The organism is Pseudomonas sp. TE3786 (genome assembly GCF_054057335.1).
In genome coordinates this window covers 210049-233031 of the sequence record NZ_JBSRZF010000004.1, presented here as the reverse complement: position 1 = coordinate 233031, position 22983 = coordinate 210049, and the positions used below count along the sequence as shown (strand labels likewise).

Below are 22983 nucleotides of genomic sequence, written 5' to 3'. Positions count from 1 at the left end.
CCCCGCCATGCACCTGCTACGCACCCAACCCGGTGGTTTTGTGCCCGCCGATGGCATTGCCCATCTGGCGCAAACCCCTGCGGATGTGGTGATTCTGTGCACCGGCGACTCCCATCTGTCGCTGCTGGCCGCCGCTGCGCAGAACCTGCCGGACCATTACCCGAGCCTGCGCCTGGCCAGCCCGGCGCAGCTACAGAACCATGCCTCGGTGGACCTCTATGTCGAGGAAGTGCTGCAACACGCCAAGGTGATTCTGGTGTCGGTGCACGGTGGCCTGAGCTATTGGCGCTATGGCATCGAACGTCTGGTGGAGTTGGCGCAACAAGGTGTCACGCTGATTCTGGTGCCCGGCGACGACAGCCCGGACCCGGAGCTGAGCACCCTCGGTACCGTCAGCGCCGAACAGGCCGACCGGCTATGGCAGTACCTGCGCCAGGGTGGTGTGGATAACGCGCAGCAGCTGTTCCATTACCTGGCCAGCACCTGGCTCGGCGGTGCTTACCCCTGGGGCGAACCGCAAGCGCTGCCAAGGGTTGGCGTGTACCACCCGACAGCCGCCAAGGCTGGCTTGGCCGATTGGCAAGCCAGCTGGCAGCCAGGTGCCCCGGTGGTAGGCCTGCTGTTCTACCGCACCCATGTGCAGTCGGCGAATACCGCGTTTATCCACAGCTTCTGCGAACACCTGAGCGCCCAGGGCCTGAACCCCTTGCCCATTGCCGTTGCCAGTTTGAAAGAAGCGGCGTGCCTGGCGGTGGTCGAAGAGCTGCTCGACCAGAGCAACGCCAGCCTGATCATCAACACCACCGGTTTCGCCCAGTCCAACCCCGAGCAGCCCAATCTGCGCCCGTTCCGCCGCAACGTGCCGGTGCTACAGGCGATCTGCGCCCTGGATAACCGGCCGCTGTGGGAAGCCAATCCGCAGGGCCTGGGCTCGCGCGATCTGGCCATGCATATCGCCCTGCCGGAACTGGACGGCCGCATCATCACCCGGCCCATCAGCTTCAAGGGCCTGGCTTGGCGCAGTGAACGCAGCCAGAGCGATGTGGTGTGCTACGAGGCGGATCTGCAGCGGATGGATTTTGTCGCCGAATTGGCGCGCCGCTGGGTTGATCTGGCCCAGCTCGACAACGCCGACAAACGTATCGCCCTGGTGCTGGCCAACTACCCCACCCGCGACGGCCGGATTGGCAATGGCGTGGGCCTGGATACCCCGGCGGCGGCGCTGAATATTCTCCGTGCGCTGCAGGCCGAGGGTTACCCGGTTGAAGGTTTGCCGGCCACCGGCACGGCGCTGATCCACGAGCTGCTGGGCGGCGTCACCAACGACCTGGATACCCTCGATCTGCGCCCCTGCGCGCAAAGCCTGGCGCTTGAGGATTACCAGCGCCTGTTCGCCCGCTTGCCGGAAGCCAACCAGCAAGCCGTGCGCGAACGCTGGGGCGAGCCGGAGCAAGATCCGATGTTTCGCAGCGGCCGCATGATGATCGCTGGCCTGCGCTATGGCCTGACCTTTGTCGGCATTCAACCGGCGCGCGGCTATCAGCTGGACGCCAGCGCGGTGTACCACGACCCCGATCTGGTGCCGCCCCATGGCTACCTGGCGTTCTACTTCTGGCTACGCGACAGCTTCGCCATGAATGCCGTGGTGCATGTCGGCAAGCACGGCAATCTGGAGTGGCTGCCGGGTAAAAGCGTCGGTCTGTCCGCCACCTGCTGGCCGGACGCAATCCTCGGTCCGACGCCTAACGTCTACCCCTTTATCGTCAACGACCCCGGCGAGGGCGCGCAGGCCAAGCGCCGCACCCAGGCAGTGATCATCGACCACCTGATGCCACCGTTGACCCGCGCGGAAAGCTACGGCCCGCTGCGCGATATCGAGCGCCTGGCCGACGAGTACTACGATGCCTCGCTGCTGGATGAACGCCGCGCCATTGAGTTGCGTGGCGAAATTCTCGCCCTGGTATGCGCCACCCAGTTGGACCGCGAGCTGCAACTGCAGATCAACGACGACCCCAACTCCTGGCTGCCGCAGCTGGACGCCTATCTGTGCGATTTGAAGGAATCGCAGATTCGCGATGGTTTGCATATTTTTGGTGAATCACCGGCCGGGCGTCTGCGGCTGGACACCTTGCTGGCCCTGCTACGTATTCCCCGTGGCGATGGCAAAGAGCGCAACGCCAGCCTGTTGCAGGCATTGGCCAAGGATCTGCAGCTGGGCTTCAATCCGCTCAATTGCGAGATGGCGACGGTATGGCAAGGGCCGCGTCCGGACGTGCTGGCCGCCATCAGCAGCGACAGCTGGCGCAGCCACGGCGATACCCGTGAGCGCCTGGAACTGTATGCCGTGCAGTTGATCGAGGCCACGCTAAGCGGCAAGCCGCCTGCGTACGGCGAGCAGACCCAAGCGGTGCTGAACGCTCTAAGCGAGCATGTCGCCCCGACGCTGGACGCCTGCGGCCCGGCGGAAATGCATGGCCTGCTCGCCGCCTTGCGCGGTGCCTTTGTACCGGCCGGGCCCAGCGGCGCGCCAAGTCGCGGCCGGCTGGATGTGCTGCCCACCGGGCGCAATTTCTACTCGGTGGATGTGCGTAATCTGCCCACCCCCACCGCCTGGCGCATCGGTTTTCAGTCCGCCAGCCTGCTGCTTGAACGTCATCTGCAAGACCACGGCGACCATCTACGCCAGCTCGGCCTGTCGGTCTGGGGCACTGCCACCATGCGCACGGGCGGCGACGATATGGCCCAGGCCATGGCGCTGATGGGCGTCCGTCCGGTGTGGCAGGCCGGCAGCCAGCGGGTAGAGGATTTCGAGATTCTGCCGCTGTCCCTGCTCGATCGCCCACGGGTGGACGTGACCTTGCGGGTGTCGGGCTTTTTCCGCGACGCCTTCAGCAACCTGATCCGCCTGTTCGACGCCGCCGTGCAAGCTGTGGCCGAACTCAACGAGCCGGATGACATGAACCCACTGGCCGCCCGTGTGCGCCAGGATCGGCAACGCCTGGAACAACAGGGTATGGCCAGCGAACAAGCGCGCCGCGAAGCCGGCTGGCGGGTGTTTGGCAGCAAGCCGGGGGCTTATGGTGCCGGCATTCAGAACGCCATCGAAGAACGCCTGTGGCAAACCCGCGCCGATCTGGCCGAGGTGTATCTGAACTGGGGCAGTTATGCCTATGGTGCCGGTGATGCCGGTACGCCGGCGCGCGAGCAGTTCGTGCAGAAGCTCGAACGCCTGCAGGCGGTGCTGCATAACCAGGACAACCGCGAACACGACATCCTCGACTCCAACGACTACTACCAATTCCAGGGCGGCATGCTGGCGGCGGTGGAAACCCTGCGCGGCGCGCCGGTGGCCAGCTACCACGGCGACCACAGCCAGGCCGACAACCCGCGCATCCGCACCCTCAAAGAAGAACTGAATCGCGTGGTGCGTGCCCGGGCGGCCAACCCGAAATGGATCGCCGGCATGAAGCGCCACGGCTACAAAGGTGCCTTCGAACTGGCCGCTACCGTGGACTATCTGTGCGCCTTCGACGCCACCAGCGAACTGATCGACGACCACCAGTACCAGCTGCTCACCGATGCTTATTTGCTGGACCCGGACACCCGCGCCTTTATCCAGCAACACAACCCCGGTGCCCTGCGCGATATCACCGAACGCTTGCTGGAAGCGCAGCAGCGTGGGTTGTGGCAAGAGCCAGGTGAGTACCGCGAGGCGCTGGAAAACCTGTTGATCGATAGCGAAGAATCCTGACCCTACTACCCTCCGTAGGAGCGGCTTCAGCCGCGATGCTCTTAAAATCACAAGCATCGCGGCTGAAGCCGCTCCTACGCCAACCGCAGAGCTATCGCCATGACCCCTCAATTCCCCCTCGCCGCCGTCGTCGCCGCTGACTCGCTAAAGCTGGCGCTGTGCCTGGCTGCCATCGACCCGGCGATTGGCGGGGTGTTGATCGAGGGTCCGCGCGGCATGGCCAAGTCCACCCTGGCCCGCGGCGTGGCGCAGTTGCTGCCGGGCGGCCACTTCGTCACCCTGCCGCTGGGCGCCAGCGAGGAGCGTATCGTCGGCACCCTCGATCTGGATGCGGCCCTGGGCGAGGGCCGTGCGCAGTTTTCCCCCGGTCTGCTGGCCAAGGCCGATGGCGGCGTGCTCTATGTGGATGAAGTGAACCTGCTGCCCGACCACCTGGTGGACCTGCTGCTGGATGTCGCCGCCAGTGGCGTCAACCATGTCGAGCGCGACGGCATTTCCCATCAGCACGCGGCGCGCTTTGTGCTGATCGGCACCATGAACCCGGAAGAAGGCCAGCTGCGCCCGCAACTGCTGGATCGTTTTGGCCTCAAGGTGATTCTCGACGCGCAGCCGCAACCGAGCGAACGCGCGGAAATCGTGCGCCGGCGGCTGGCCTTCGACGCCGACCCGCAGGCCTTTGTGCAGCAGTGGGCGGTGCCGCAACAGGCCTTGCGCGAACGCTGTTTGGCGGCGCGTAACAAGCTGATGGACATCGCCCTGGACGACACCAGCGTCAACGATATCGCTGAGCGCTGCTATGCCGCTGGCGTCGATGGTTTGCGTGCCGACCTGGTCTGGCTGCGTGCTGCCCGCGCCCATGCGGCGTGGCGTGGCGCCGGGCAAATCGGCATTGACGATATCGACGCGGTCGAGGCCTTTGCCTTGGAGCACCGTCGCCGCCACACCCCACCGGCGGCCGCTCAACCGCCGCAATCAACGCCGCAATCCCCCGCCAGTGCGAGCGCGGCAGCCGGCGAAGGCCAGTGGGGCGAATTACCCGCCCAGGCCATGCCCACAGGAGCCGCACGCGAACTGCCGCGCTGGCCAAAAAAGCCCTGAGCATCCGCCCGCGACAGGTCACTGGCGCGGATGCACTGCCCAGACCCGGCCACCTCACCGGTGGCCGCCATGGCACCAGCCGCGCCGGACTGATCGGCGTTGTCGACTGGCTCGGCACCCTGCTGCGCGGCCGGCCGAAACGGGCTGGCGATCTGCTGCGCAAACCCCGTAGCCACCGGCCGACGGAGCTGTGGGTGCTGGTGGTGGACGCCTCCGCTTCGACCCGCCGGCATGGTGCCCTCAGCCAAGCCAAAGGCCTGCTCGGCACACTGCTGCAACAGGCCTATCAACAGCGCGCACGGGTGGCGGTGCTGCATGCCACCGGCATGCAGGCGCAATGGCCGTTCCAGGGCCAGAAAAGCTCGGCGGCGATGTTGGAGTGGCTAAACGAATTAGGCGCGGGCGGCGGTACGCCGTTGATTGAAGGGTTAGTACAAACCAGCGAATGGATGCGGCAGCGGCAGCGCAGCAAGCCGGGGGAACAACAGCGGCTGCTGGTGATAACCGATGGGCGTTTGCGCGAGTGGCCGTGCTTGGCGCCTATGGCCTGCCCGACCGTATTGGTGGATATCGAAAGCGGGCCGATTCGGCTGGGGCGGGCGCGGGTGTTGGCGGAGCAGTTAGGGGCGGAGTACTTACCTATCGACGGCCTGAGATCGCACCCATAACTGCGCCGACCAGCGTCGTCCCAGCGTAGGCTGGGACCCAGAATCTCGCAGGAAAGTACCGTTCGCCGTGCTATCTCCGCACCTGGGTCCCAGCCTGCGCTGGGACGACGGCGTACGTTTTCGCGAGAGGGTTACTCGTACACCGTAACCCGGTTACGCCCGTCTTCTTTGGAGGCATACAGCGCCTCATCCGCCCAACGAATCCACTCCTCATGGTGGTCGCAGGTGACGGACAGATCGGCGACGCCGAGGCTGATGGTCATCCGCAAGACTTCACCAGCATGCTCGATCTTCAGCGCCGCCACATGCTGGCGCAGGCGTTCGGCAAACACCCGGCCGCCTTCCTTGGCGGTGTCCGGCAGCAGAATCACGAACTCTTCGCCGCCGTAGCGACCGGCCACATCGACGTCGCGAATCAGCTCGCGAATCGAGTCGGCGACACGCTGGATAGCCTTGTCGCCGGCCTGGTGACCGTGGCTGTCGTTGATCCGTTTGAAGTGGTCGATGTCGAGCATGATCAGTGTCGCCGTGCTGTCGTAGCGGCGATGGCGGGCGTGTTCTTTCTGCAGACTTTCTTCCCAATGGCCACGGTTGTAGAGGCCGGTCAGGCGGTCGGTGCTGGACAGTTTCTGCAGCTCGGCGTTGGCCGAAAGCAGCTGCCGGCGGTTGTTGGCAACGTCGGTGACGTCGTAAATCACCAGGCAGATATGGCTGATCTGGCTGTTGGTCGAACGCAGCGGAAACAGCGTGGTGTTCTGGTACATGAAATCTTCACGACCGGTGATCGGCTGGTAGTTCTTGAAGCGCAGCAGGTACGGCCGCTGTTCCCACACAGTGAACGCCGGGGTGCCGAGGGCGGCCACGCCTTCGACCTTTTTGCGGAACCACTTGCTGTCCACTTCCGGGAACAGCTCAAAGAACGAACTGCCATTGGCCACGCTCGGCTGCACGCCGGAGCGGTTTTCCATAAAGGTGTTCCACACCAGCACCCGATAGTCCTCGTCGAACACCACCACGCCCACATCGATGCTCTGCACGATAGCGAGCAGCCAGTGGAATTCGTTGAGATCGATCGGCTCGTTCATGGTGGCCGCCTAGTTCATCAGGTACGCGAGTTTTTGGTTCAGCAACTGCACTGAGTCTTCACTGAACAGCATCAGCAGGTCGAAGTGAATATCGTGGCCTTCCAGGCTATAGCTTATCTCTACCGCCAGGGTTTTCTGGTTGCGCCGGCTGTTCACTTGAATCAGCTCCTCGATGGCCAGGTGCTCGCCGAGAATCTGCGGGTGGCTCTGGGAGAACACCACATCGATCTGCTCGGCGATACCCGACAAGCAGGCACCAATCAGCAAGGTGGAGAGGTCCAAGAGCATTTCCAGATCGCCGCCGTCATTGCCCTCGCGGTGCAACAGGCTGGCCATATCGGCGATTTCCGAGTCGTGGAAAATCAGCAGCGCTTCACCCGCGATGCCACTGCCGATATAGCCCTGGCAGATCGCGGTCAGGTGTTCGTCGCCGCGCTGCACGTCGGCCAGGGCCATGTGCAGTTCACCCACTTCCAGCAGGTTGACGTTGGGCACCGGCAGTTGCACGAACACATCCAGCACCCGTGCCAGCAGCGCACCGGCGCGGCCGATGGCGACGTTGACAGTTTCCTGCAGGGCATCGCGAAAGCTGCTCGGGCCATCGACAGCCGGGGCGTTGGCGGCAACGTCCTGCTGCGCTACGGCGAGCAGACCATGCTGGTGCAAAGTGGCGCGTAACTCGCCAGGGTCGAAGGGTTTGCGCAGAAAGGCCAGGGCACCCAGCTCCAGCACACGGCGCACCGCTTCTTCCTGCACGTCGGCGGAAATCACGATGATATGCGCCTGCAGGCCTTCCTCACGGACCGCGTTGAGCACCTGGTAGCCGTCCATCACCGGCATGGTCAGGTCCAGCAGCACCACTTTGCCCAGGCCTTTGCGGATCGCCTCGAGGCCGGCCTTGCCGTTATTCACCTCCGTGACGGACACCGCCCATTCGGGCGGCAGGGCGCGCAGCAGCTGCTTGCGCACCATGCTTGAGTCGTCACACACCAGCAGAGGAATTGAGGGCATTACCGGTTTTCTCTAAGCGCGCTTGCTAAGCCGACATCAGCCAATCGAAAGTGCGCCAATAATGGCTCAATGATGGCATTTGCGTCCATGGCAAATTGACGGCAAGTAGCGCGCCAGAACCGCTAGTGCGGGGAATTGGGCGGGAAAGCCTGGCCATTCGGTCAAAGCGAGGATGGCGCGAGCGCCGACAATGCCGCCGAGATTGGCTTGCATACTGGCACAGATGCCCTGCAAACGGGCAGCCAGAGCCTGATCCGCCAGCAAGTGACGCAGAGCTGAGGCAGCGCCGTGAGCGGTCGGCGAAGCGCGGCAGGTAGCTGCCCACCCCGACCGACCGCCTGGAAGCCGGCTTGGTGTGGGTCAACAACCCGCTGATTCACGACTGGTGGTACCCGTACAAGGATAAGGTGTTTTACAGCGAGGGCTGAAAGGCCCCCGCTGGCGAAACGCCGATTAAAACTCGCCGACTGCGCGGTCCAGTAGATAGACGCTGCAGACCACATGGGTTTTCAGTTTGGAATGGCTGAAGGTCACAAACAGCCAGGTGAACAGCGAGCGCTCCTTGCAGTCGCCACGGCTGGCACTGGCCAGAAAGTGGGTGCCGTTGTTCAGGAAGGCGAGCATGTCCAGGGTATTGCGCGCCGGCACCAGGCTGTCCCTGCTGTAGTGAAACAGCACCACCTTGGCCGCCGGGGCGTTGTACACCACCTTGTTGTCCACCAGGCTGTTGAGCCCCATATGCATCTGCATCAGCGGGTACTTGCCGGCCGCGAAATCCTGCACAAAAGTCGGATTCAGGTTCTTGCCGCTGAAAATATCGGCTTGATTGAAGCTGAAGCCCTGGTAGGCGCGGTAGCCGTCCAACAATGTCTGCAGGTAATCCGGGACAAAACTCAGGTCCTCATATTTGGCGTAGGCGTCACGGGGTCGGCCAGCCATCGCCTGGATGGAAGACGCCAGGGTTTGCTGGAGGTTGTACGGCCCCTCACCGGCATACACGCCTTTGATATCCGCCAGACGACTAACGAACGGCATCACCGCCACCGACGAGAAACCGCCCTGTGAACCGCCGACAATGCGCAGATCGCGGCCCAATGGCGTGGTGGGAAACTTGGCGTTGAAGTAGGCGCGCACGGCGAGCAGCATGTCCTGGCTGGCTGTGCCGGTGTCCTGGGTAACCAGATAGGACTGGGGCAGCGTGGCGGTATCGCCCAAACCGATCAGATCCGGGGCGAAAAACACATTGCCCTTGCCGGCAGCCAACAAGCCGACGATCAAATCCGCCGTGGACGCGGAGGACACCGCCGGCTTGCTCGATCTGGTGAACCCATGCTCACCCAGCACCATGCCCGCCTTGGAATAATCAAAGGCGCTGCCATCCGGGTTTTCCGGGTACACCAGCAGCCCACTCAGCACCACCGGCACACCGCCGGCACCGCTACTGGTGTAGGAGACTTTCATCACCCTGGCGTTGTAGCGCGCCTGCGGATAGGCAAGGTGCGGCAATTCCTTGGCCAGCAGGGCATTGGCAGTCTTCGCCAGTGCAGGGTCGTGGAGCACGCTGCCGAGGTATTCGAGCAGCAGGTTATTGATAGACGCCACCGGAATGCGCGCCAGCTTCGGCAGCCCACCGAAATTCACCGGCTGATCCGTTACCTGTGTGGCCTCACCACGGGGAAGGGATTTTGCCGCCGTACTGAAACTACCCAGCGGCGTTCCACCTTGGGCCACCTGATAAGTCGCCCCGGCTTGCAGGTTGGCCAGCGGCTCTACCGTTAGCGACCCCGCTACACCGCCTAGCGGGCTGGTCCATTCGCTGCGATACACCTGGGTGGTCGCCACGGTTTTGCCGGCGGCATCCTTGAGCACGATATCGCCACAGGCACCGGCTCTCGCGCTGGAGTAAGCGACGCTGACCTGGCTATTGATAAAGGCGTTGGCAGAACCATTGGCAGGGTTGAGACGCAAGGTGGAGCAGGTGACTGGCGGCGTGTCCGGTGCTGCCACACTGACCACCACAGGCTGACCAGCCGACGCCGGAATACCGTACGCAGGGCCTGCGGTTTGCGCACTGGCGGAGGTCGGGCCGGCACTCAGGCAGGCACCGGCAAGCAAGGCAAAGAAGGGTGTGGCACAACGCGGGGCGGGTATTGATCGGTTCATTTCCGTTACCTCTTTTACATGAAAGAGGTACCGACTCTATGCGCGAAAAACGCCAAGATTTCACCACTGAAAAAAATCAGCGCCCACCCACAACCGCTCTGGAATAAGGCTTAGGCACCGACGGAAGCGAGCGCCGCGAGTTCGGCGAGAAGGGCCGCCCCCTCAGTAAATTCGCGGTCCACCACGGGCAACACGGGACGCCGCAGCACCAGCACCGGCACGCCCAGTTCGCGAGCCACCTGCAGCTTCGGCTCGGTGGCCTGGCTGCCGCTGTTCTTGCTAATCAGCACATCGCAGCGCAAACGGGCAAACAATGCGCGCTCGCTTTCCAGAGTAAAGGGCCCACGGGCACCGATGATTTCCGCCCGCGCGGTAGCGGCCTGGCTGTGCAGGCAACGCACCGTCCAGTGCTGCTGTTCGGGGATTTCGTTCAGGTGTTCCAGCGGCTCGCGGCCCAGGGTGAACAGCGGGCGCCGGAAGGCTGCCAGGCTGTGGATAAGTTCGCTCCAATCCGCCACTTCGCGCCAGTCATCGCCGGCCTGCGCCTGCCAGCCGGGGCGGCGCAAGGCCCAGCAGGGCACCCCGGCCAAAGCCGCAGCCTGCGCGGCGTTGGCGCTGATCTGTGCGGCGTAGGGGTGAGTGGCATCCAGCAGCAAACCGATGCCGTTGTCGGCCACAAACTGCGCCAAGCCCTCGGCCCCGCCAAAGCCGCCAACGCGCACCTGACAGGGCAAATCCTCCGGCACCCGGCCGAGGCCGGCGAGGCTGTAGATATCGTCCGTAGTCAGCTGCCGGGCGAGCGCCAGCGCTTCACTGACGCCACCGAGCAGCAATACCTTCGGCCTCACTGCCGCGCCCCCGCGTAACCGACGATGCCGCCCTGACGGTCGATGGCGAACACCTCAAGCTCGACCTCGGCGGGCACGATGCTTTTGGCAAACGCCAGGGCATGGGCACACACCGCATTACCCAGCTCGATGCCCTCGGCGCTGGCCAAGCCCAAGGCTTGCTGGCTGGTGTTGCTGGCGACGATAGCCTGCTGCAACTCGGCACTGGCACCAATCGCCGCGGCCCACTCGGCCAGTTGCGGCAGGTCGATGCTGGAATGGCGGCTGTGCAGATCCATATGTCCTGCCGCCAGCTTGCTGATCTTGCCGAAGCCACCGCAGATACTCATTTTCGCCACCGGCGCGACGCGCAGATGCTTGAGCACGGCGCCAACGAAATCGCCCATCTCCACCAGCGCGGTATCGTCCAGCTGGTAATGGCGGCGCATGCAGTCTTCGCTGGCGTTGCCGGTGCAGGCGGCCAGGTGGGTAAAACCGTTGGCCTTGGCGACGTCGATGCCCTGGTGAATCGAGGCGATATAGGCCGCGCAGGAAAACGGCCGGACAATGCCGCTGGTGCCGAGAATCGACAGGCCACCGAGAATGCCCAGGCGCGGGTTCATGGTTTTCAGCGCCAACGCTTCGCCGTTTTCCACACAGGCGGTGACTTCGAAGCCGCCTGCATAGCCGTGCTCCGCCGCCAGGTTGAGCAAGTGGCTGGTGATCATCTGCCGCGGCACCGGATTGATCGCCGGCTCGCCCACCGGCAGGGTCAGGCCCGGTTTGGTTACGATGCCAACGCCCGGGCCGGCGAAAAACGCCACGCCCGGTTCGGCGCGCAAATGCACGCGGGCAAACACCAGGGCACCATGGGTAACGTCGGGATCATCACCGGCATCCTTCAAGGTTCCCGCCTCGGCACCGTCTGCGAAGGGCCGGCAGAATTCCAGGCGCATCAGCACTTCGCGGCCCTTGGGCAAGACGATTTCCACCGCATCGCTGACCGTCCCCGCGAGCAACAGCCGCGCCGCCGCCAGGCTGGTTGCGGTGATGCAACTGCCGGTGGTGTAGCCGCTACGCAGCGGCGCGGGTTGTTCGGCGGTTTCGTCACGCATGGCTCAGGGCTTCACGGCGTGCAGCACGGTGATCGGCAGCGCGGCGCGCCAGGTATCGAACTCCCCCAAGGGTAGCGCCTGGGCCACGCTGATGCGGGTCAGCTCGCCGCCATGGGTTTCGCGCCAGGTCACCAGGGTGGCTTCGCTTTGCAGGGTTACGGCGTTGGCCACCAGACGACCACCGGAGCGCAGATTGGCCCAGCAGTGCTCCAGCACACCGGGGAGGGTCACCCCGCCACCGATAAAAATCGCATCGGCCTGGGGTAGCCCGTGCAGCGCTTGCGGCGCGCTACCGGCGACCAACTGCAGACCCGGTACGCCCAAGGCATCGCGGTTCTGCGCAATCAGGCCCTGGCGTTCGCCATTGGCTTCGACGGCAATCGCCCGGCAGCTGGGGTGGGCGCGCATCCACTCGATACCGATGGAGCCGCACCCGGCGCCGACATCCCAAAGCAATTCCCCCGGCAACGGTGCCAGACGGGCCAGGGTAATGGCGCGCACATCGCGCTTGGTCAGTTGCCCGTCGTGGGCAAAGGCGCTGTCGGGCAGGCCGGGGGTCAGCGGCAGCAAGCGCGCATCGGCACCTGCCACACACTCGATGGCGAGCACATTCAATGCAGCCACTTCCGGCAAGGCCCACGTATTGGCGAGGCCATCGATGGATCGCTGCAACGGACCACCCAAGTGTTCCAGCACACGCAGTCGACTGCCGCCGAAGCCGCGCTCATTCAGCAGCTGAGCAATGGCGGCCGGGCTGCGGCCATCGTTGCTCAGCACCAGCAAGCGCTGGCCGGGATGGATATGGCTATGCAGCGCCGCCAAGGGACGGGCGACCACGGAAAGACAGCTGACCTCCTGCAACGCCCAGCCCAGTTGCGCGGCAGCCAGGGAAAACGACGACGGTGCCGGGAACACCTGCATCTCTTCGGCCGGCACCTGCCGCGCCAGGCTGGCACCGACGCCAAACAGCATCGGATCGCCGCTGGCCAGCACGCACACCGGTGTACCGCGGGCGGCCAATAGCGGGCCGAGGCTGAAGGGGCTCGGCCACAGCAGGCGCTCGGCGCTCAGGCAGTGCGGCAGCAATTCCAGCTGGCGTGGGCTGCCGACAATCAGCCGAGCGTCGAGCAAGGCGCGGCGCGCCGGTTTGCCCAAGCCGCTGTAACCGTCTTCACCGATTCCCACCACTGTCAGCCACGCCGCCATGGGCACTCCTGCAATCCAGCCGACCAGCAGGCTTTTCCTGGGGTCGGGCAAAGCGGGCATAATAGCGCGTTCGCCGGCACCCACAGCCAGCCACGGCGAACCGGTGACTTTTTTGAACAACGCCCGCCCCACTCCCAGCGCTCCCCTGCCACGCCATACCGCGTGCCCGGGTTTGCTGCGCATTGTGCAGGCGCGGGACGGCGGTATCTGCCGGATCAAATTGCCCGGCGGGCGGCTCAGCGTGGCCCAGGCCCTGGCCATCAGCGCCGCCGCCGAGCGCCATGCCAGCGGCGTGCTGGAAATCACCAACCGCGCCAACTTGCAGATTCGGGGCGTGCGTGGGGGTGAAGAACAGGCGCTGATCACCGCACTCTTGGCCGCCAAACTGGGCCCCCATAATTCCGCCGCCGATGATGTGCGCAACCTGATGCTCAGCCCCACCGCGGGTGTCGACGCGCAACAATTTCTGGATGTGCGTCCGCTTGCCGAGCAACTGCTGAACCTGCTGGAAAGCAATCAATCCCTGCACCAGCTCTCGGCCAAATTTGCCCTGCAACTGGATGGCGGCGAGAGCCTGGCAATGCTCGAGCACCACCATGACCTGTGGATAAGTGCGCTTGATCCGCAGCGTTTTGTCTTCGGCCTGGCGAGTAGCCCCGGCGAGGCGCTGGCGGCGGTCAACGCCGAGCAGGTGCCGGCGCTGGTGAACGCCTGCCTGGAACTGTTTCTGCAGCACGCCAGCGCCGAACACACGCGCATGCGCCATCTGCTCAAGCAGATGCCGATCAGCGACTTTCTTGCTGCACTGCAAGCCCGTCTGCCCTTCCCGTTGCAGCAGGATGCGCAGCTGCTGCAGTGGCACCGGCCGGCTGCCGAGCCGTGGGCGCATCTGGGCATTCGCGCCCAACGCCAAGCCGGCCGGGTGCATATCGGCGCGGCACCGGTGCTGGGCAGAATCAGCGCGAAACAGTTGGCTGGCGTTGCCCGGCTGAGCGAAGACGCGCTGTACTTCACGCCCTGGCAAAGCCTGCTGCTGCGCGATGTGCCTGCCGCCAATGCCGACGCGCTGAAACAAGCCCTGAGTGACCTGGGCCTGCTCACCGACAGCAGCGCGCCGCTGGCGCGCATCGTCGCCTGCAGCGGCTCCAGCGACTGCAGCAAAGGCCTGGCCGCAAGCAAAGCCGATGCCCTGTTACTGGCCGATTTACTCGCCCAGCGCGGCCCGATCGAGCAGGTGCACCTCAGCGCCTGCCCGCGCTCCTGCGCCGCTGCCCATGTGGCACCGCACACCCTGCTGGCAGTGGCCGAGGGTCGCTACGACCTTTATCAACGTGACAGCAGCAGCGCCGGTTTCGGCCAGCTGCTGGCGCGTAATCTGACTATCCTTGAAGCCGCCGACACCCTGGCCGCGCAGCCCGACCCCATGGAAGCCCCTTGATGCTTGAGTACATCCGCGATGGCCAGGAAATCTACCGCCACTCGTTTTCCATCATTCGTGCCGAAGCCGACCTGAGCGGCATTCCCGCCGACCTGGAAAAACTCGCCGTACGGGTGATTCACGCCTGCGGCATGGTCGATGTGGTGCAAGACCTGCGCTTCTCCCCCGGTGCCGGCACTGCCGGACGCACGGCCCTGGCGGGCGGCGCGGCGATTCTGTGCGATGCGCGGATGGTCGCCGAAGGCATCACCCGCGCCCGCCTGCCGGCCAATAATCCAGTCATCTGCACCCTCAACAACGAAGGCGTGGTGGACCTCGCCCGCGAGCTGGGCAACACCCGCTCGGCAGTGGCCCTGGAGCATTGGCGCGAGCATCTGGAGGGCAGCGTGGTGGTGATTGGCAATGCGCCCACCGCCTTGTTCTACCTGCTGGAAATGATCGATGCCGGCGCGCCCAAACCGGCGCTGATCCTCGGCTTCCCGGTGGGTTTTGTCGGTGCCGCCGAATCCAAAGACCTGCTGGCTGCCGACAGCCGCGGCGTGCCCTATGTGATCGTGCGCGGTCGCCGCGGGGGCAGTGCCATGGCCGCCGCCGCCGTCAACGCCCTGGCCACGGAGGTGGAGTGATGAGTGCCAAAGGACGCTTGCTGGGCATTGGCGTCGGCCCCGGTGACCCCGAGCTGATCACCCTCAAAGCCCTGCGCCTGCTGCAGTCAGCGCCGGTGATCGGCTACTTCGTGGCCAAGGCCAAGGTTGCCGTCGGCCAGCATGGCAACGCCTTCGGCATCATCGCCGGGCACCTGAGCGACGCGCAGCAACGCCTGCCCATGGTCTACCCGGTGACCACTGAAAAGCTCGCTCCGCCTTTGAGCTACGAAGCCATCATCAGCGACTTCTACGACACCTGCGCCGAGCAGATTGCCGAGCACCTGGAAGCCGGCCGCGACGTGGCAGTGATCTGCGAAGGCGACCCGTTTTTCTACGGCTCCTACATGTACCTGCATGATCGCCTGGCCGGCCGCTACCCCGCCGAAGTGGTGCCGGGCGTGTGCTCGATGCTCGGCGGTGCTTCGGTACTGGGCATTCCACTGGTGTACCGCAACCAGAGCCTGACCGTGCTCAGCGGCGTGCTGCCGGCCGACGAACTCAAACAACGCCTGGCCGCCACCGACGCCGCCGTGGTGATGAAGCTGGGGCGCAACTTCGACAAGGTGCGGGGCGTGCTGGAAGAGCTGGGCCTGGCCGGCCGTGCCCGGTATGTCGAACGCGCGACCATGGAAAACCAGCGCATCGTGCCGCTGAATGAAGTGGACCCCATGGCCTCGCCCTACTTTTCCTTGATCATCGTGCCCGGCGAAAAATGGCAGGCCTGAGCCCGCTTTCGGAGTTACCCATGTCCCCCGCCATCATCATCCTCGGCACCGGCGCCCTTGCTACTGCGCGGCGCATTCAGGCGCGCTATCCAGATGCCCAGGTGTATGGCCTGAACGAGCGAGTCAGCGCCGATATCGGCTACAGCGACTTCGGCACTCAGCTGCGCGAGCTGTACCAACGCAACCGGCCGATCATTGCCCTGTGCGCCGCCGGCATCGTCATCCGCTGCCTGGCACCCTTGCTGCAAACCAAAGGTGCAGAGCCGCCAGTACTTGCCGTGGCCGAAGACGGCAGCGCCGTGGTGCCGCTGCTCGGCGGCCTGGCCGGAGTGAATGTCCTGGCTCGGGAAATAGCAGCCGCATTGGCGGTGGCACCCGCCATCACCACCAGCGGCGAACTACGCTTCGACACCTGCGTGCTCAACCCACCCAGCGGCTATGTGCTGGGCGATATCGAACAGGGCAAACGTTTTGTCTCCTCCTTGCTCGGCGGCGAAAACGTGACCATCGACGGCGACGCCCCCTGGCTGGAACAGGCGCGCCTGCCACTGGCCGACGATGCCCGACTGCGCATCCGCATCAGCACCGATGCCAACGGCAGCAGTGATGAATTGCTGATCCACCCGCGTAGCGTGGTGGTACTCGATGCACCGGCCGATGCCGAACAGATTCAACACAGCCTGGCCGCTGCCGGCATCAGCGCTCATGCCCTGGCGTGCCTGTTGAGCCCTCGCGAGCGAATGGCCGATAACGCGTTGCGCGCCACCGCCAACAGCCTCGGCGTGCCGCTGCGTTTCAACGATGAACTGACACTCAACGCGACTCACCGCGTACTGGAAAGCCAGGGCCTGCAGCTGGCCATTGCCGATCAACCTGTAGTTATCCACAGCCTCGGCCAAGCCCGTGGCCGGCTCACCGTGGTCGGTCTTGGCCCCGGTGCCGCCGAGTTCACCGCCCCCGCCGTAAAGCGCGCACTGCAGGAAGCAGAAGACGTACTCGGCTACGAAACCTACGTGACCATGGCCGGCCCGTTCCGCCCCGACCAAGTGCTACACAACAGCGACAACCGCGAAGAACTGGCCCGCTCGCGCCACGCCTTCGAACTGGCCGCCAGCGGCCGGCGCGTGGTGGTGGTGTCGTCCGGCGACCCTGGTGTATTCGCCATGGCTGCTGCGGTGCTGGAAGCGCTGGAAGCCAGCAGCGATCCACACTGGCACTCGGTCGACTTGCAGGTGCTGCCCGGGGTTTCCGCCTCCCTGGCCACCGCCGCCAAAGCGGGTGCGCCGCTGGGCCATGACTTCTGCATGATCTCGCTCTCCGACAACCTCAAGCCGTGGGAGGTGATTGAGCTGCGGCTTAAACACGCCACCCTCGCCGACCTGGCGCTGGCCTTCTACAACCCGATTTCCCGTGCTCGGCCGTGGCAACTTGGCCGCGCGCTGGACGTGGTGCGCGAACAGCGCAGCCCGCAAACCGTGGTGGTACTGGGCCGCGATATCGGTCGGCCGGCCGAGGCACTCACCGTCACCACTCTTGGCGAATTGCGCCCGGAGATGGTGGATATGCGCACCATGGTGATCATCGGCTCCAGCACCACACGGCGCTTTGCCAAGGCGGGCAGTGCGGTGGATTGGGTGTATACGCCGAGATCGTATCCGGCGTGACGCATCAGCGCAGGCCGAGTGGAGCGTGCAGATCACAAGCAAGAGCATCTTCTTTGTTCGCGGAATGAAGATCGTATGTCTGCGAAATGCTGGATCCCAGCCTTCGCTGGGATGACGGTGTTCGGGACGAAAATCTCCGTCATCCCAGCGCAGGCTGGGATCCAGAATGGTCCGTAGAACGTCGTCGGCGCGGCAATCGGCGTGAGCCTTCAGACCATTGGCGCAGGCCGAGTGGGGCGGGCAGATCACTAGCAAGAGCATCTTCTTTTTTCCGTGGAATGCATGTCGTATGTCTGCGAAATGCTGGATCCCAGCCTGCGCTGGGATGACGGTGTTCGGGGCAAAAACCTCCGTCATCCCAGCGAAGGCTGGGATCCAGAATGGGCCGTACAACGTCGTCGGCGCGGCAATCGGCGTGTGCCTTCAGACCATTGGCGCGGGCCGAGTGGGGCGGGCAGATCACAAGCAAGAGCATCTTCTTTGTTCGCGGAATGAAGGTCGTATGTCTGCGAAATGCTGGATCCCAGCCTGCGCTGGGATGACGGTGCTCGGGACGAAAATCTCCGTCATCCCAGCGCAGGCTGGTATCCAGAATGGTCCGTAGAACATCGTCGGGGCGGCAATCGGCGTCCGCCTTCAGAGTGTGGATTCCCGCCTGCGCGGGAATGACGGGAATTTACCTGCTCCTTTGCTGAAGCCAGGCCACCCGGCTACGATGCGAGTGCCGTAGGAAACGTCGCAACGTACGTTTCCTGGCTTGTGAGCCTTTTGAATCCGGTCCTATAGTCCCGCCGTCGCTGACCCATTCAGCGATCGGGTTTAGCAGCTCGAATCGACTTAAGGCGCGCAAGCGCCGCATACGTTTCAGCAGGCGCTTTTTTTGCGTCTGCGGTATCACGTTATGGCGGCCGTGCGTGGGGCACCTTCGGGTGCGCCGGGTTTCCTTAAGTTGACCGGTCTGCTAACCCGCGTACGGCTGCCACCCATTCGTTTAGCAGCGATAGGTGGCAACTCACTCTTAACTTAAGGAAGTTCCATCATGAAATACGTTCATCCCGTAATAATCCCCTCACCACCCCGCACTCTCCCGCTTGTGGAGGTGCCCCATGTCTAACACCTCAAAGGTTCCGTTCTACCCCTGCGGCGATTCCCGCCACGCGCTCTTTGCGGTGCGCGCCGGCATCCCGTTGGCCGATGCCCTGGACAGCGCCCACGCCCTGCTCACCGCAGCGCAAACCTTGGCCCTGCATATCACCAATGCGCCCACTCGCCAGCAGGAACCGGTTAGCCATGCGTGCCACTTTATGATTGGCGCTGCGAATGCCACGTTGCAGGCATGCATCGATGGCGTGCCTGGCGAAGAGGCTGCGTAAAACAAATCGCGGCTGAAAGCCGCTCCTACGAGAACACGCAATCCGTAGGAGCGGCCGGTTCGGCACGCCGGTGAAGGGAGAAAGCGAATAGGTTGGGCTACTTAACGGTCCGTCTGAACCGATAAAACAGATTCGGCTCACTCACCAGATACAAATCCCCCTGCCGATCCATCGCCATGCCTTCCGCCTGCGGGACGTCGGCCTTCAGGCCGAGGTTGCCGGCGCGCAGGTTGAGGCTGCTGACGGGGTAACCGTGCTGGTCCAGTTCGATGACCATTTTCGATTCGTCGGAGAGCGCCCAGAGATGTTCGGTGGCGACGTCGTAGTAGAGGCTGGAGAGGTCGGTGAGGAACAGGCGTTGGTCCCGTTCGGGGTCGGTGCGCACTTGCAGGCGCAGGGGGCCGGGGCCGTGTTGCATAAAGCCGCTGACTTCGAAAATGCCCATGGGGTCGCGCTCTTTGGCAATAAACAGGCGCTGGTTGACGGAATCGAATGCCAGGCCTTCGAAGCCTTTGTTTTCTTCGCCGACGCTGCTCAGGTCGAGTTGATGGGCGTTGCCGGGGTCGTCGATGTCGATCAGGCGGGTGGCGTCGTTGATGTGCACTTCCGTCAGCCGGCGGCGACGTTCTTCGACAATGATGTAGACGCCCGGGCTGATGTATTCGATGGCTTCCGGATCTTTGAAGCCTTTCAGCGGAATGCTGCGCAACAGCTCGCCGTCCAGGGACAGTTCGAGAAAGTGCGGGCGCTGGTTGGTGACGCTGACCAGGGTGTTGCGCTCGGGGTCGAAGGACAGGGCGGAAACATTGGTGAGATCACCCAGGGTGCGGCCTTCGATATCAACTTCGTAGCGCGTGAGTAGCTGAGCACCGCCGGGGTTTTTCGCCTGTTCGAACTGGAACCAGATGCGCTCGAACAAGCGCTGATGCTGCGCCATCACGACACTGCTAAGCAGCGCAAGGGCGATACAGGCCTGCAGTGTTCTTGAAACATACAGACCGTTCATCACACGCTCCGCTGTACATAAGTGCTACCGATTATGGCGGGCAGCTATTACAGAAGGACATGTAATAGATAACTGCAAGTTTCAGAGGACGAGCGGCGGAAATAGTTGCAGTTGATAGGCTCAGACGGCGAAGCCCAACCTAGTCGATAAGCTGCCACTCGCTAAAACTGGCCGCCTGGCCAATCTGCTCGCCCTGCTCATTCAGCACATTCCAGACCGCGGCCTGTTCGATCCAGAAACGCTGGCCATTCCTGGCGATGCGTATGCCGCGGTAGTCGGCGACATGGCCCTGGCTGCCGACCTGTTCGAGAAAGCGCTGGCGCTCGCTGCGTTCCATGGGTTCGGCGGTGAGCCGCGAGGGCGTGGCGGTGAGCTCCTCCCAGCTGTAACCCCAGAGCGCCAGGGTGGCGGCGTTGCCGTAGTTGAGGATGGGGTCGGCCTGGTTGCCGTGGGACAGCAGGGTGGCAGGGGCGTGGTAAGCGACTGCGGCCAGTTGCTCGGCGCTGAGCGCGAGGGCACCGGGGATCAGCTCGTGGCCGAACCAGTGGCGGTAGCTGGTGAGCAGGCGGCGTACTTGAAGTATGGCGGCGGGAGTTTGCCAGGGTTGCATGGCGGGCACCTTGTGCATAAACGAGGTGCTCAGGTTCGCCGCTCCCAGGGCCGGCGACCAGCCCTGGAGCGGCGAACGGCACAGGGTGCCGATGGATTGCTGTTAACGCACGCAGTCTGGTGCCGGCTGTTTGCGCTGCACGCTGGGTGCCGGTTGGTCGCTGACCGGCGCGTTGCTCTGGCCAACATGACGCAGCAGGAAGTGCGACAGCGCCGGAATCAGAATCAGCGCGCCGAGCATGTTCCACAGCAGCATAAAGGTCAGCAGGATGCCCATGTCGGCCTGGAACTTGATCGGCGACCACACCCAGCACACCACCCCGGCAGCCAAGGTGATGCCCACCAGCGCCACCACCCGGCCGGTGAAGGCCACGGCGCTACGGTAGGCATCGCCCAGGGTTCGCCCCTGGCGCTGGTAGTGCAGCTGCACGCTGAGCAGGTACAAGGCGTAGTCCACCCCTATGCCCACGCCCAGGGCGATCACCGGCAAGGTGGCTACTTTGACGCCAATACCCATGGCCACCATCAGCGCCTCGCAGAGCACTGAGGTCAGCACCAGCGGCAGCAACGCCACCAGCATGGCGCGCCAGCTGCGGAAGGTGATCAGGCAGAAGATCGCCACCGCCAGGTACACGTACAGCAGCATGCGGTGGTTAGCCTCGCGCACCACCATATTGGTGGCCGCTTCGATACCGGCGCTGCCGGCGGCGAGCAGGAACTGGCGGTCCTCGGTGCTGTTTTCGCGGGCAAAGCGTTCGGCAATCGCCACCACGCCATCCAGGGTTTCGGCTTTGTGGTCTTTGAGGAAGGCGATCACTGGCATCAGCGAACACTGGTTGTTGAGCAGTTCAGGGGCGTTTACCGAGGCCTGCTGGGCGGCGTAGTTGAGCACGTCCTGGTTGCGCTGCAGGCTGGCCATCTTCGGGTTGCCCTCGAAGGAGCCGGCGGTGATCTGCCGTACCGCGTTGACCAGCGACACCGTGGTCTGCACCCCCGGATGCTGCTGCAGCTCCCAGGCCAGGCGGTCGGCGAGCACCAGGGTGCGGTAGTTCAGGCAGCCTTCGGGCGGGGTCTTGATCATCACCGCGAACATGTCGCTGGACAGCGCGTAGTGGCTGGTGATGTAGGCGTTGTCGAGGTTGTAGCGCGAGTTGGCGCGCAGCTCCGGAGCGCCGCGGTCGAGATCACCGATCTGCAGGTGCTGGCTGACCATAAAGCCGCCAACGCCCAGCAACGAGGCCAGCAACACGGTGGCTGTGGCCCACTTCGGGGTGGTGAAAAGATTCAGGCAGTCCCACATGCGGCCAAAGCCACGGTGCTGTTCGGCGCGGGTGTCGATTCGCAGGGCGCGCTCGGCAGCCTTGGTGCCGACGCCGACATAGGACAGGGCAATCGGCATCAGCAGCAGGCTGGTGAACACCAGCACGGCGACGCCGATGCTGGCGGCGATGGCCAGGTCCTGGATCACCGGAATATCGATCAGCATCAGCACGGCAAAGCCGACGGCGTCGGCCAGCAAGGCGGTCACCCCGGCAATAAACAGACGGCGGAAGGTATAGCGCGCAGCGATCAGCTTATGGGTACCGCGGGCGATGTCCTGCATGATGCCGTTCATTTTCTGCGCGGCGTGGGACACGCCGATGGCGAAGATCAGGAACGGCACCAGCACCGAATAGGGGTCGATGCTATAGCCCAGCCAGGCGACGATACCCAGCTGCCAGACCACCGCCAGCAACGAGCAACCGATCACCAGCAGGGTGCTGCGCACGCAGCGGGTATACAGCAGGATGATGCCGAAGGCGGCCACCACCGCCAGGGCGAAGAAGGCCATTACCTGCAGCAGGCCGTCGATCAGCTCGCCCACCAGCTTGGCGAAACCGATCACCCGTACCCGGTAAGGCCCCTCGCCCTGGGCTTGGGCATTCAGGTGCTCAACCTTGTTGCGCAGCGCTTCCAGGCTTTTGGCGAAGGCGTAGTAGTCGATGCCGTGGCCGGTGGCGGAGTTCTTATCGAGCAGCGGCACCACCAGCATGGTGGAGCGAAAATCGTTGGCCACCAGGCTGCCGACCACACCGGCGCGGCCGATGTTCTGGCGCAGTTGTTCGATGCTGGCGGGCGAGCCGTCGTAGCCATCGGGCATGACCGGGCCGCCTTGAAAACCTTCTTCGGTGACTTCGGTCCAGCGCACGCTGGGTGCCCACAACGAGCGCAGCCAGGCACGGTCGACGCCGGAGGTAAGGAACAGTTCGTCGTTAACCTGCTTGAGCACGGCCAGGTAGGCCGGGTCGAAGATGTCGCCCTGACTGTTCTCCACCACCACCCGCACCGAGTTGCCCAGGCCGCGCAGCTGGTCGCGGTTGTCGAGGAAGTTGCGGATATAGGGTTGGCTTTGCGGAATCATCTTCTCGAAGCTGGGGCGCAGCTCCAGGCGGGTCAGCGCCATATAGCCGAGCAGCACCGAGACCAAGGCGATGATGGCGATAAACCACGGCCGATGGTTGAACAGCAGGCGCTCGAAAAGATGCCCGCTGCTTTGGTCGAAATCTCGCAGGTCGCGGATCACCGGCATGCTGTCTTGTTTGATGTTGCCCATGATG

General features: G+C 64.1%; 17 protein-coding genes. 8 read left to right on the top strand and 9 right to left on the bottom strand.

What is annotated here, in order from left to right; all coding sequences use genetic code 11:
• Window positions 1-7: 7 nt before the first annotated feature.
• The 3 genes from cobN (at window position 8) to ACVW0Y_RS07215 (ending at window position 5517) form a co-directional block, all read left to right on the top strand.
• Window positions 8-3751 (top strand): cobaltochelatase subunit CobN, encoded by a 3744-nt coding sequence (gene cobN, locus ACVW0Y_RS07225; protein WP_457437075.1) that lies wholly within the window; start codon window positions 8-10, stop codon window positions 3749-3751.
• Window positions 3752-3850: 99 nt separating this feature from the next.
• Window positions 3851-4849 (top strand): ATP-binding protein, encoded by a 999-nt coding sequence (locus ACVW0Y_RS07220; protein ID WP_457437073.1) that lies wholly within the window; start codon window positions 3851-3853, stop codon window positions 4847-4849.
• The gene (locus ACVW0Y_RS07215) at window positions 4831-5517 is read left to right on the top strand and encodes a vWA domain-containing protein (protein ID WP_457437176.1); all 687 of its coding nucleotides are present in this window, start codon (window positions 4831-4833) and stop codon (window positions 5515-5517) included. The genes ACVW0Y_RS07220 and ACVW0Y_RS07215 overlap by 19 nt, the downstream gene beginning before the upstream one ends.
• A 131-nt stretch (window positions 5518-5648) precedes the next feature.
• Here the strand turns inward: ACVW0Y_RS07215 and ACVW0Y_RS07210 are convergent, their stop codons facing one another.
• From ACVW0Y_RS07210 to cbiE, 6 genes are all read right to left on the bottom strand, one after another.
• Window positions 5649-6602, bottom strand: a complete 954-nt coding sequence (locus tag ACVW0Y_RS07210; protein WP_457437071.1) for a sensor domain-containing diguanylate cyclase — start codon at window positions 6600-6602, stop codon at window positions 5649-5651.
• Between the two features lie 9 nt (window positions 6603-6611).
• On the bottom strand, window positions 6612-7613 hold the full coding sequence (locus ACVW0Y_RS07205) for a response regulator (protein ID WP_457437068.1): 1002 nt from the start codon (window positions 7611-7613) through the stop codon (window positions 6612-6614).
• 453 nt (window positions 7614-8066) lie between these two features.
• Window positions 8067-9776, bottom strand: a complete 1710-nt coding sequence (locus tag ACVW0Y_RS07200) for a hypothetical protein (protein ID WP_457437066.1) — start codon at window positions 9774-9776, stop codon at window positions 8067-8069.
• 110 nt (window positions 9777-9886) lie between these two features.
• The gene (locus ACVW0Y_RS07195) at window positions 9887-10624 is read right to left on the bottom strand and encodes a cobalt-precorrin-6A reductase (RefSeq protein ID WP_457437064.1); all 738 of its coding nucleotides are present in this window, start codon (window positions 10622-10624) and stop codon (window positions 9887-9889) included.
• Complete coding sequence (locus ACVW0Y_RS07190) at window positions 10621-11718, bottom strand: cobalt-precorrin-5B (C(1))-methyltransferase (RefSeq protein ID WP_457437062.1); 1098 nt, start codon at window positions 11716-11718, stop codon at window positions 10621-10623. The genes ACVW0Y_RS07195 and ACVW0Y_RS07190 overlap by 4 nt, the downstream gene beginning before the upstream one ends.
• A gap of 3 nt (window positions 11719-11721) precedes the next feature.
• Window positions 11722-12924: a precorrin-6y C5,15-methyltransferase (decarboxylating) subunit CbiE gene (gene cbiE, locus ACVW0Y_RS07185; protein ID WP_457437060.1), complete on the bottom strand. Its 1203-nt coding sequence runs from the start codon at window positions 12922-12924 to the stop codon at window positions 11722-11724.
• A 112-nt stretch (window positions 12925-13036) separates the two neighbouring features.
• On the opposite strand from cbiE, the gene cobG reads away from it, so the two are divergent.
• The 5 genes from cobG to ACVW0Y_RS07160 all read left to right on the top strand — a co-directional run bounded on the left by cobG (window position 13037) and on the right by ACVW0Y_RS07160 (window position 18771).
• Window positions 13037-14362, top strand: coding sequence for a precorrin-3B synthase (cobG, locus tag ACVW0Y_RS07180; protein ID WP_457437058.1), 1326 nt, complete (start codon window positions 13037-13039; stop codon window positions 14360-14362).
• Window positions 14362-14988 carry a precorrin-8X methylmutase gene (locus tag ACVW0Y_RS07175; RefSeq protein ID WP_457437056.1) on the top strand — a complete coding sequence of 209 codons (627 nt, stop codon included), beginning with the start codon at window positions 14362-14364 and terminating at the stop codon, window positions 14986-14988. The genes cobG and ACVW0Y_RS07175 overlap by 1 nt, the downstream gene beginning before the upstream one ends.
• On the top strand, window positions 14985-15734 hold the full coding sequence (locus tag ACVW0Y_RS07170; protein WP_457437054.1) for a precorrin-2 C(20)-methyltransferase: 750 nt from the start codon (window positions 14985-14987) through the stop codon (window positions 15732-15734). The genes ACVW0Y_RS07175 and ACVW0Y_RS07170 overlap by 4 nt, the downstream gene beginning before the upstream one ends.
• 20 nt (window positions 15735-15754) lie before the next feature.
• Complete coding sequence (gene cobJ / locus ACVW0Y_RS07165; RefSeq protein ID WP_457437052.1) at window positions 15755-17398, top strand: precorrin-3B C(17)-methyltransferase; 1644 nt, start codon at window positions 15755-15757, stop codon at window positions 17396-17398.
• 1106 nt (window positions 17399-18504) lie between these two features.
• Complete coding sequence (locus ACVW0Y_RS07160; RefSeq protein ID WP_457437050.1) at window positions 18505-18771, top strand: DUF3077 domain-containing protein; 267 nt, start codon at window positions 18505-18507, stop codon at window positions 18769-18771.
• A 97-nt stretch (window positions 18772-18868) separates the two neighbouring features.
• On the opposite strand, the gene ACVW0Y_RS07155 is transcribed toward ACVW0Y_RS07160, so the two are convergent.
• The 3 genes from ACVW0Y_RS07155 to ACVW0Y_RS07145 all read right to left on the bottom strand — a co-directional run bounded on the left by ACVW0Y_RS07155 (window position 18869) and on the right by ACVW0Y_RS07145 (window position 22979).
• Window positions 18869-19777, bottom strand: a complete 909-nt coding sequence (locus ACVW0Y_RS07155) for an SdiA-regulated domain-containing protein (protein ID WP_457437048.1) — start codon at window positions 19775-19777, stop codon at window positions 18869-18871.
• 139 nt (window positions 19778-19916) lie between these two features.
• On the bottom strand, window positions 19917-20387 hold the full coding sequence (locus ACVW0Y_RS07150) for an MEKHLA domain-containing protein (protein WP_457437046.1): 471 nt from the start codon (window positions 20385-20387) through the stop codon (window positions 19917-19919).
• A 102-nt stretch (window positions 20388-20489) separates the two neighbouring features.
• On the bottom strand, window positions 20490-22979 hold the full coding sequence (locus ACVW0Y_RS07145; RefSeq protein WP_457437044.1) for an efflux RND transporter permease subunit: 2490 nt from the start codon (window positions 22977-22979) through the stop codon (window positions 20490-20492).
• Window positions 22980-22983 lie beyond the last annotated feature (4 nt).

Excerpts from the sequence above, each read along its gene's own strand:
- cobN (WP_457437075.1), top strand. The coding sequence starts at position 8 with ATGCACCTGCTACGCACCCAACCCGGTGGTTTTGTGCCCGCCGATGGC.
- ACVW0Y_RS07220 (WP_457437073.1), top strand. The coding sequence starts at position 3,851 with ATGACCCCTCAATTCCCCCTCGCCGCCGTCGTCGCCGCTGACTCGCTA.
- ACVW0Y_RS07210 (WP_457437071.1), bottom strand. The coding sequence starts at position 6,602 with ATGAACGAGCCGATCGATCTCAACGAATTCCACTGGCTGCTCGCTATC.
- ACVW0Y_RS07205 (WP_457437068.1), bottom strand. The coding sequence starts at position 7,613 with ATGCCCTCAATTCCTCTGCTGGTGTGTGACGACTCAAGCATGGTGCGC.
- ACVW0Y_RS07200 (WP_457437066.1), bottom strand. The coding sequence starts at position 9,776 with ATGAACCGATCAATACCCGCCCCGCGTTGTGCCACACCCTTCTTTGCC.
- ACVW0Y_RS07190 (WP_457437062.1), bottom strand. The coding sequence starts at position 11,718 with ATGCGTGACGAAACCGCCGAACAACCCGCGCCGCTGCGTAGCGGCTAC.
- cbiE (WP_457437060.1), bottom strand. The coding sequence starts at position 12,924 with ATGGCGGCGTGGCTGACAGTGGTGGGAATCGGTGAAGACGGTTACAGC.
- ACVW0Y_RS07175 (WP_457437056.1), top strand. The coding sequence starts at position 14,362 with ATGCTTGAGTACATCCGCGATGGCCAGGAAATCTACCGCCACTCGTTT.
- cobJ (WP_457437052.1), top strand. The coding sequence starts at position 15,755 with ATGTCCCCCGCCATCATCATCCTCGGCACCGGCGCCCTTGCTACTGCG.
- ACVW0Y_RS07160 (WP_457437050.1), top strand. The coding sequence starts at position 18,505 with ATGTCTAACACCTCAAAGGTTCCGTTCTACCCCTGCGGCGATTCCCGC.
- ACVW0Y_RS07155 (WP_457437048.1), bottom strand. The coding sequence starts at position 19,777 with ATGAACGGTCTGTATGTTTCAAGAACACTGCAGGCCTGTATCGCCCTT.
- ACVW0Y_RS07150 (WP_457437046.1), bottom strand. The coding sequence starts at position 20,387 with ATGCAACCCTGGCAAACTCCCGCCGCCATACTTCAAGTACGCCGCCTG.
- ACVW0Y_RS07145 (WP_457437044.1), bottom strand. The coding sequence starts at position 22,979 with ATGGGCAACATCAAACAAGACAGCATGCCGGTGATCCGCGACCTGCGA.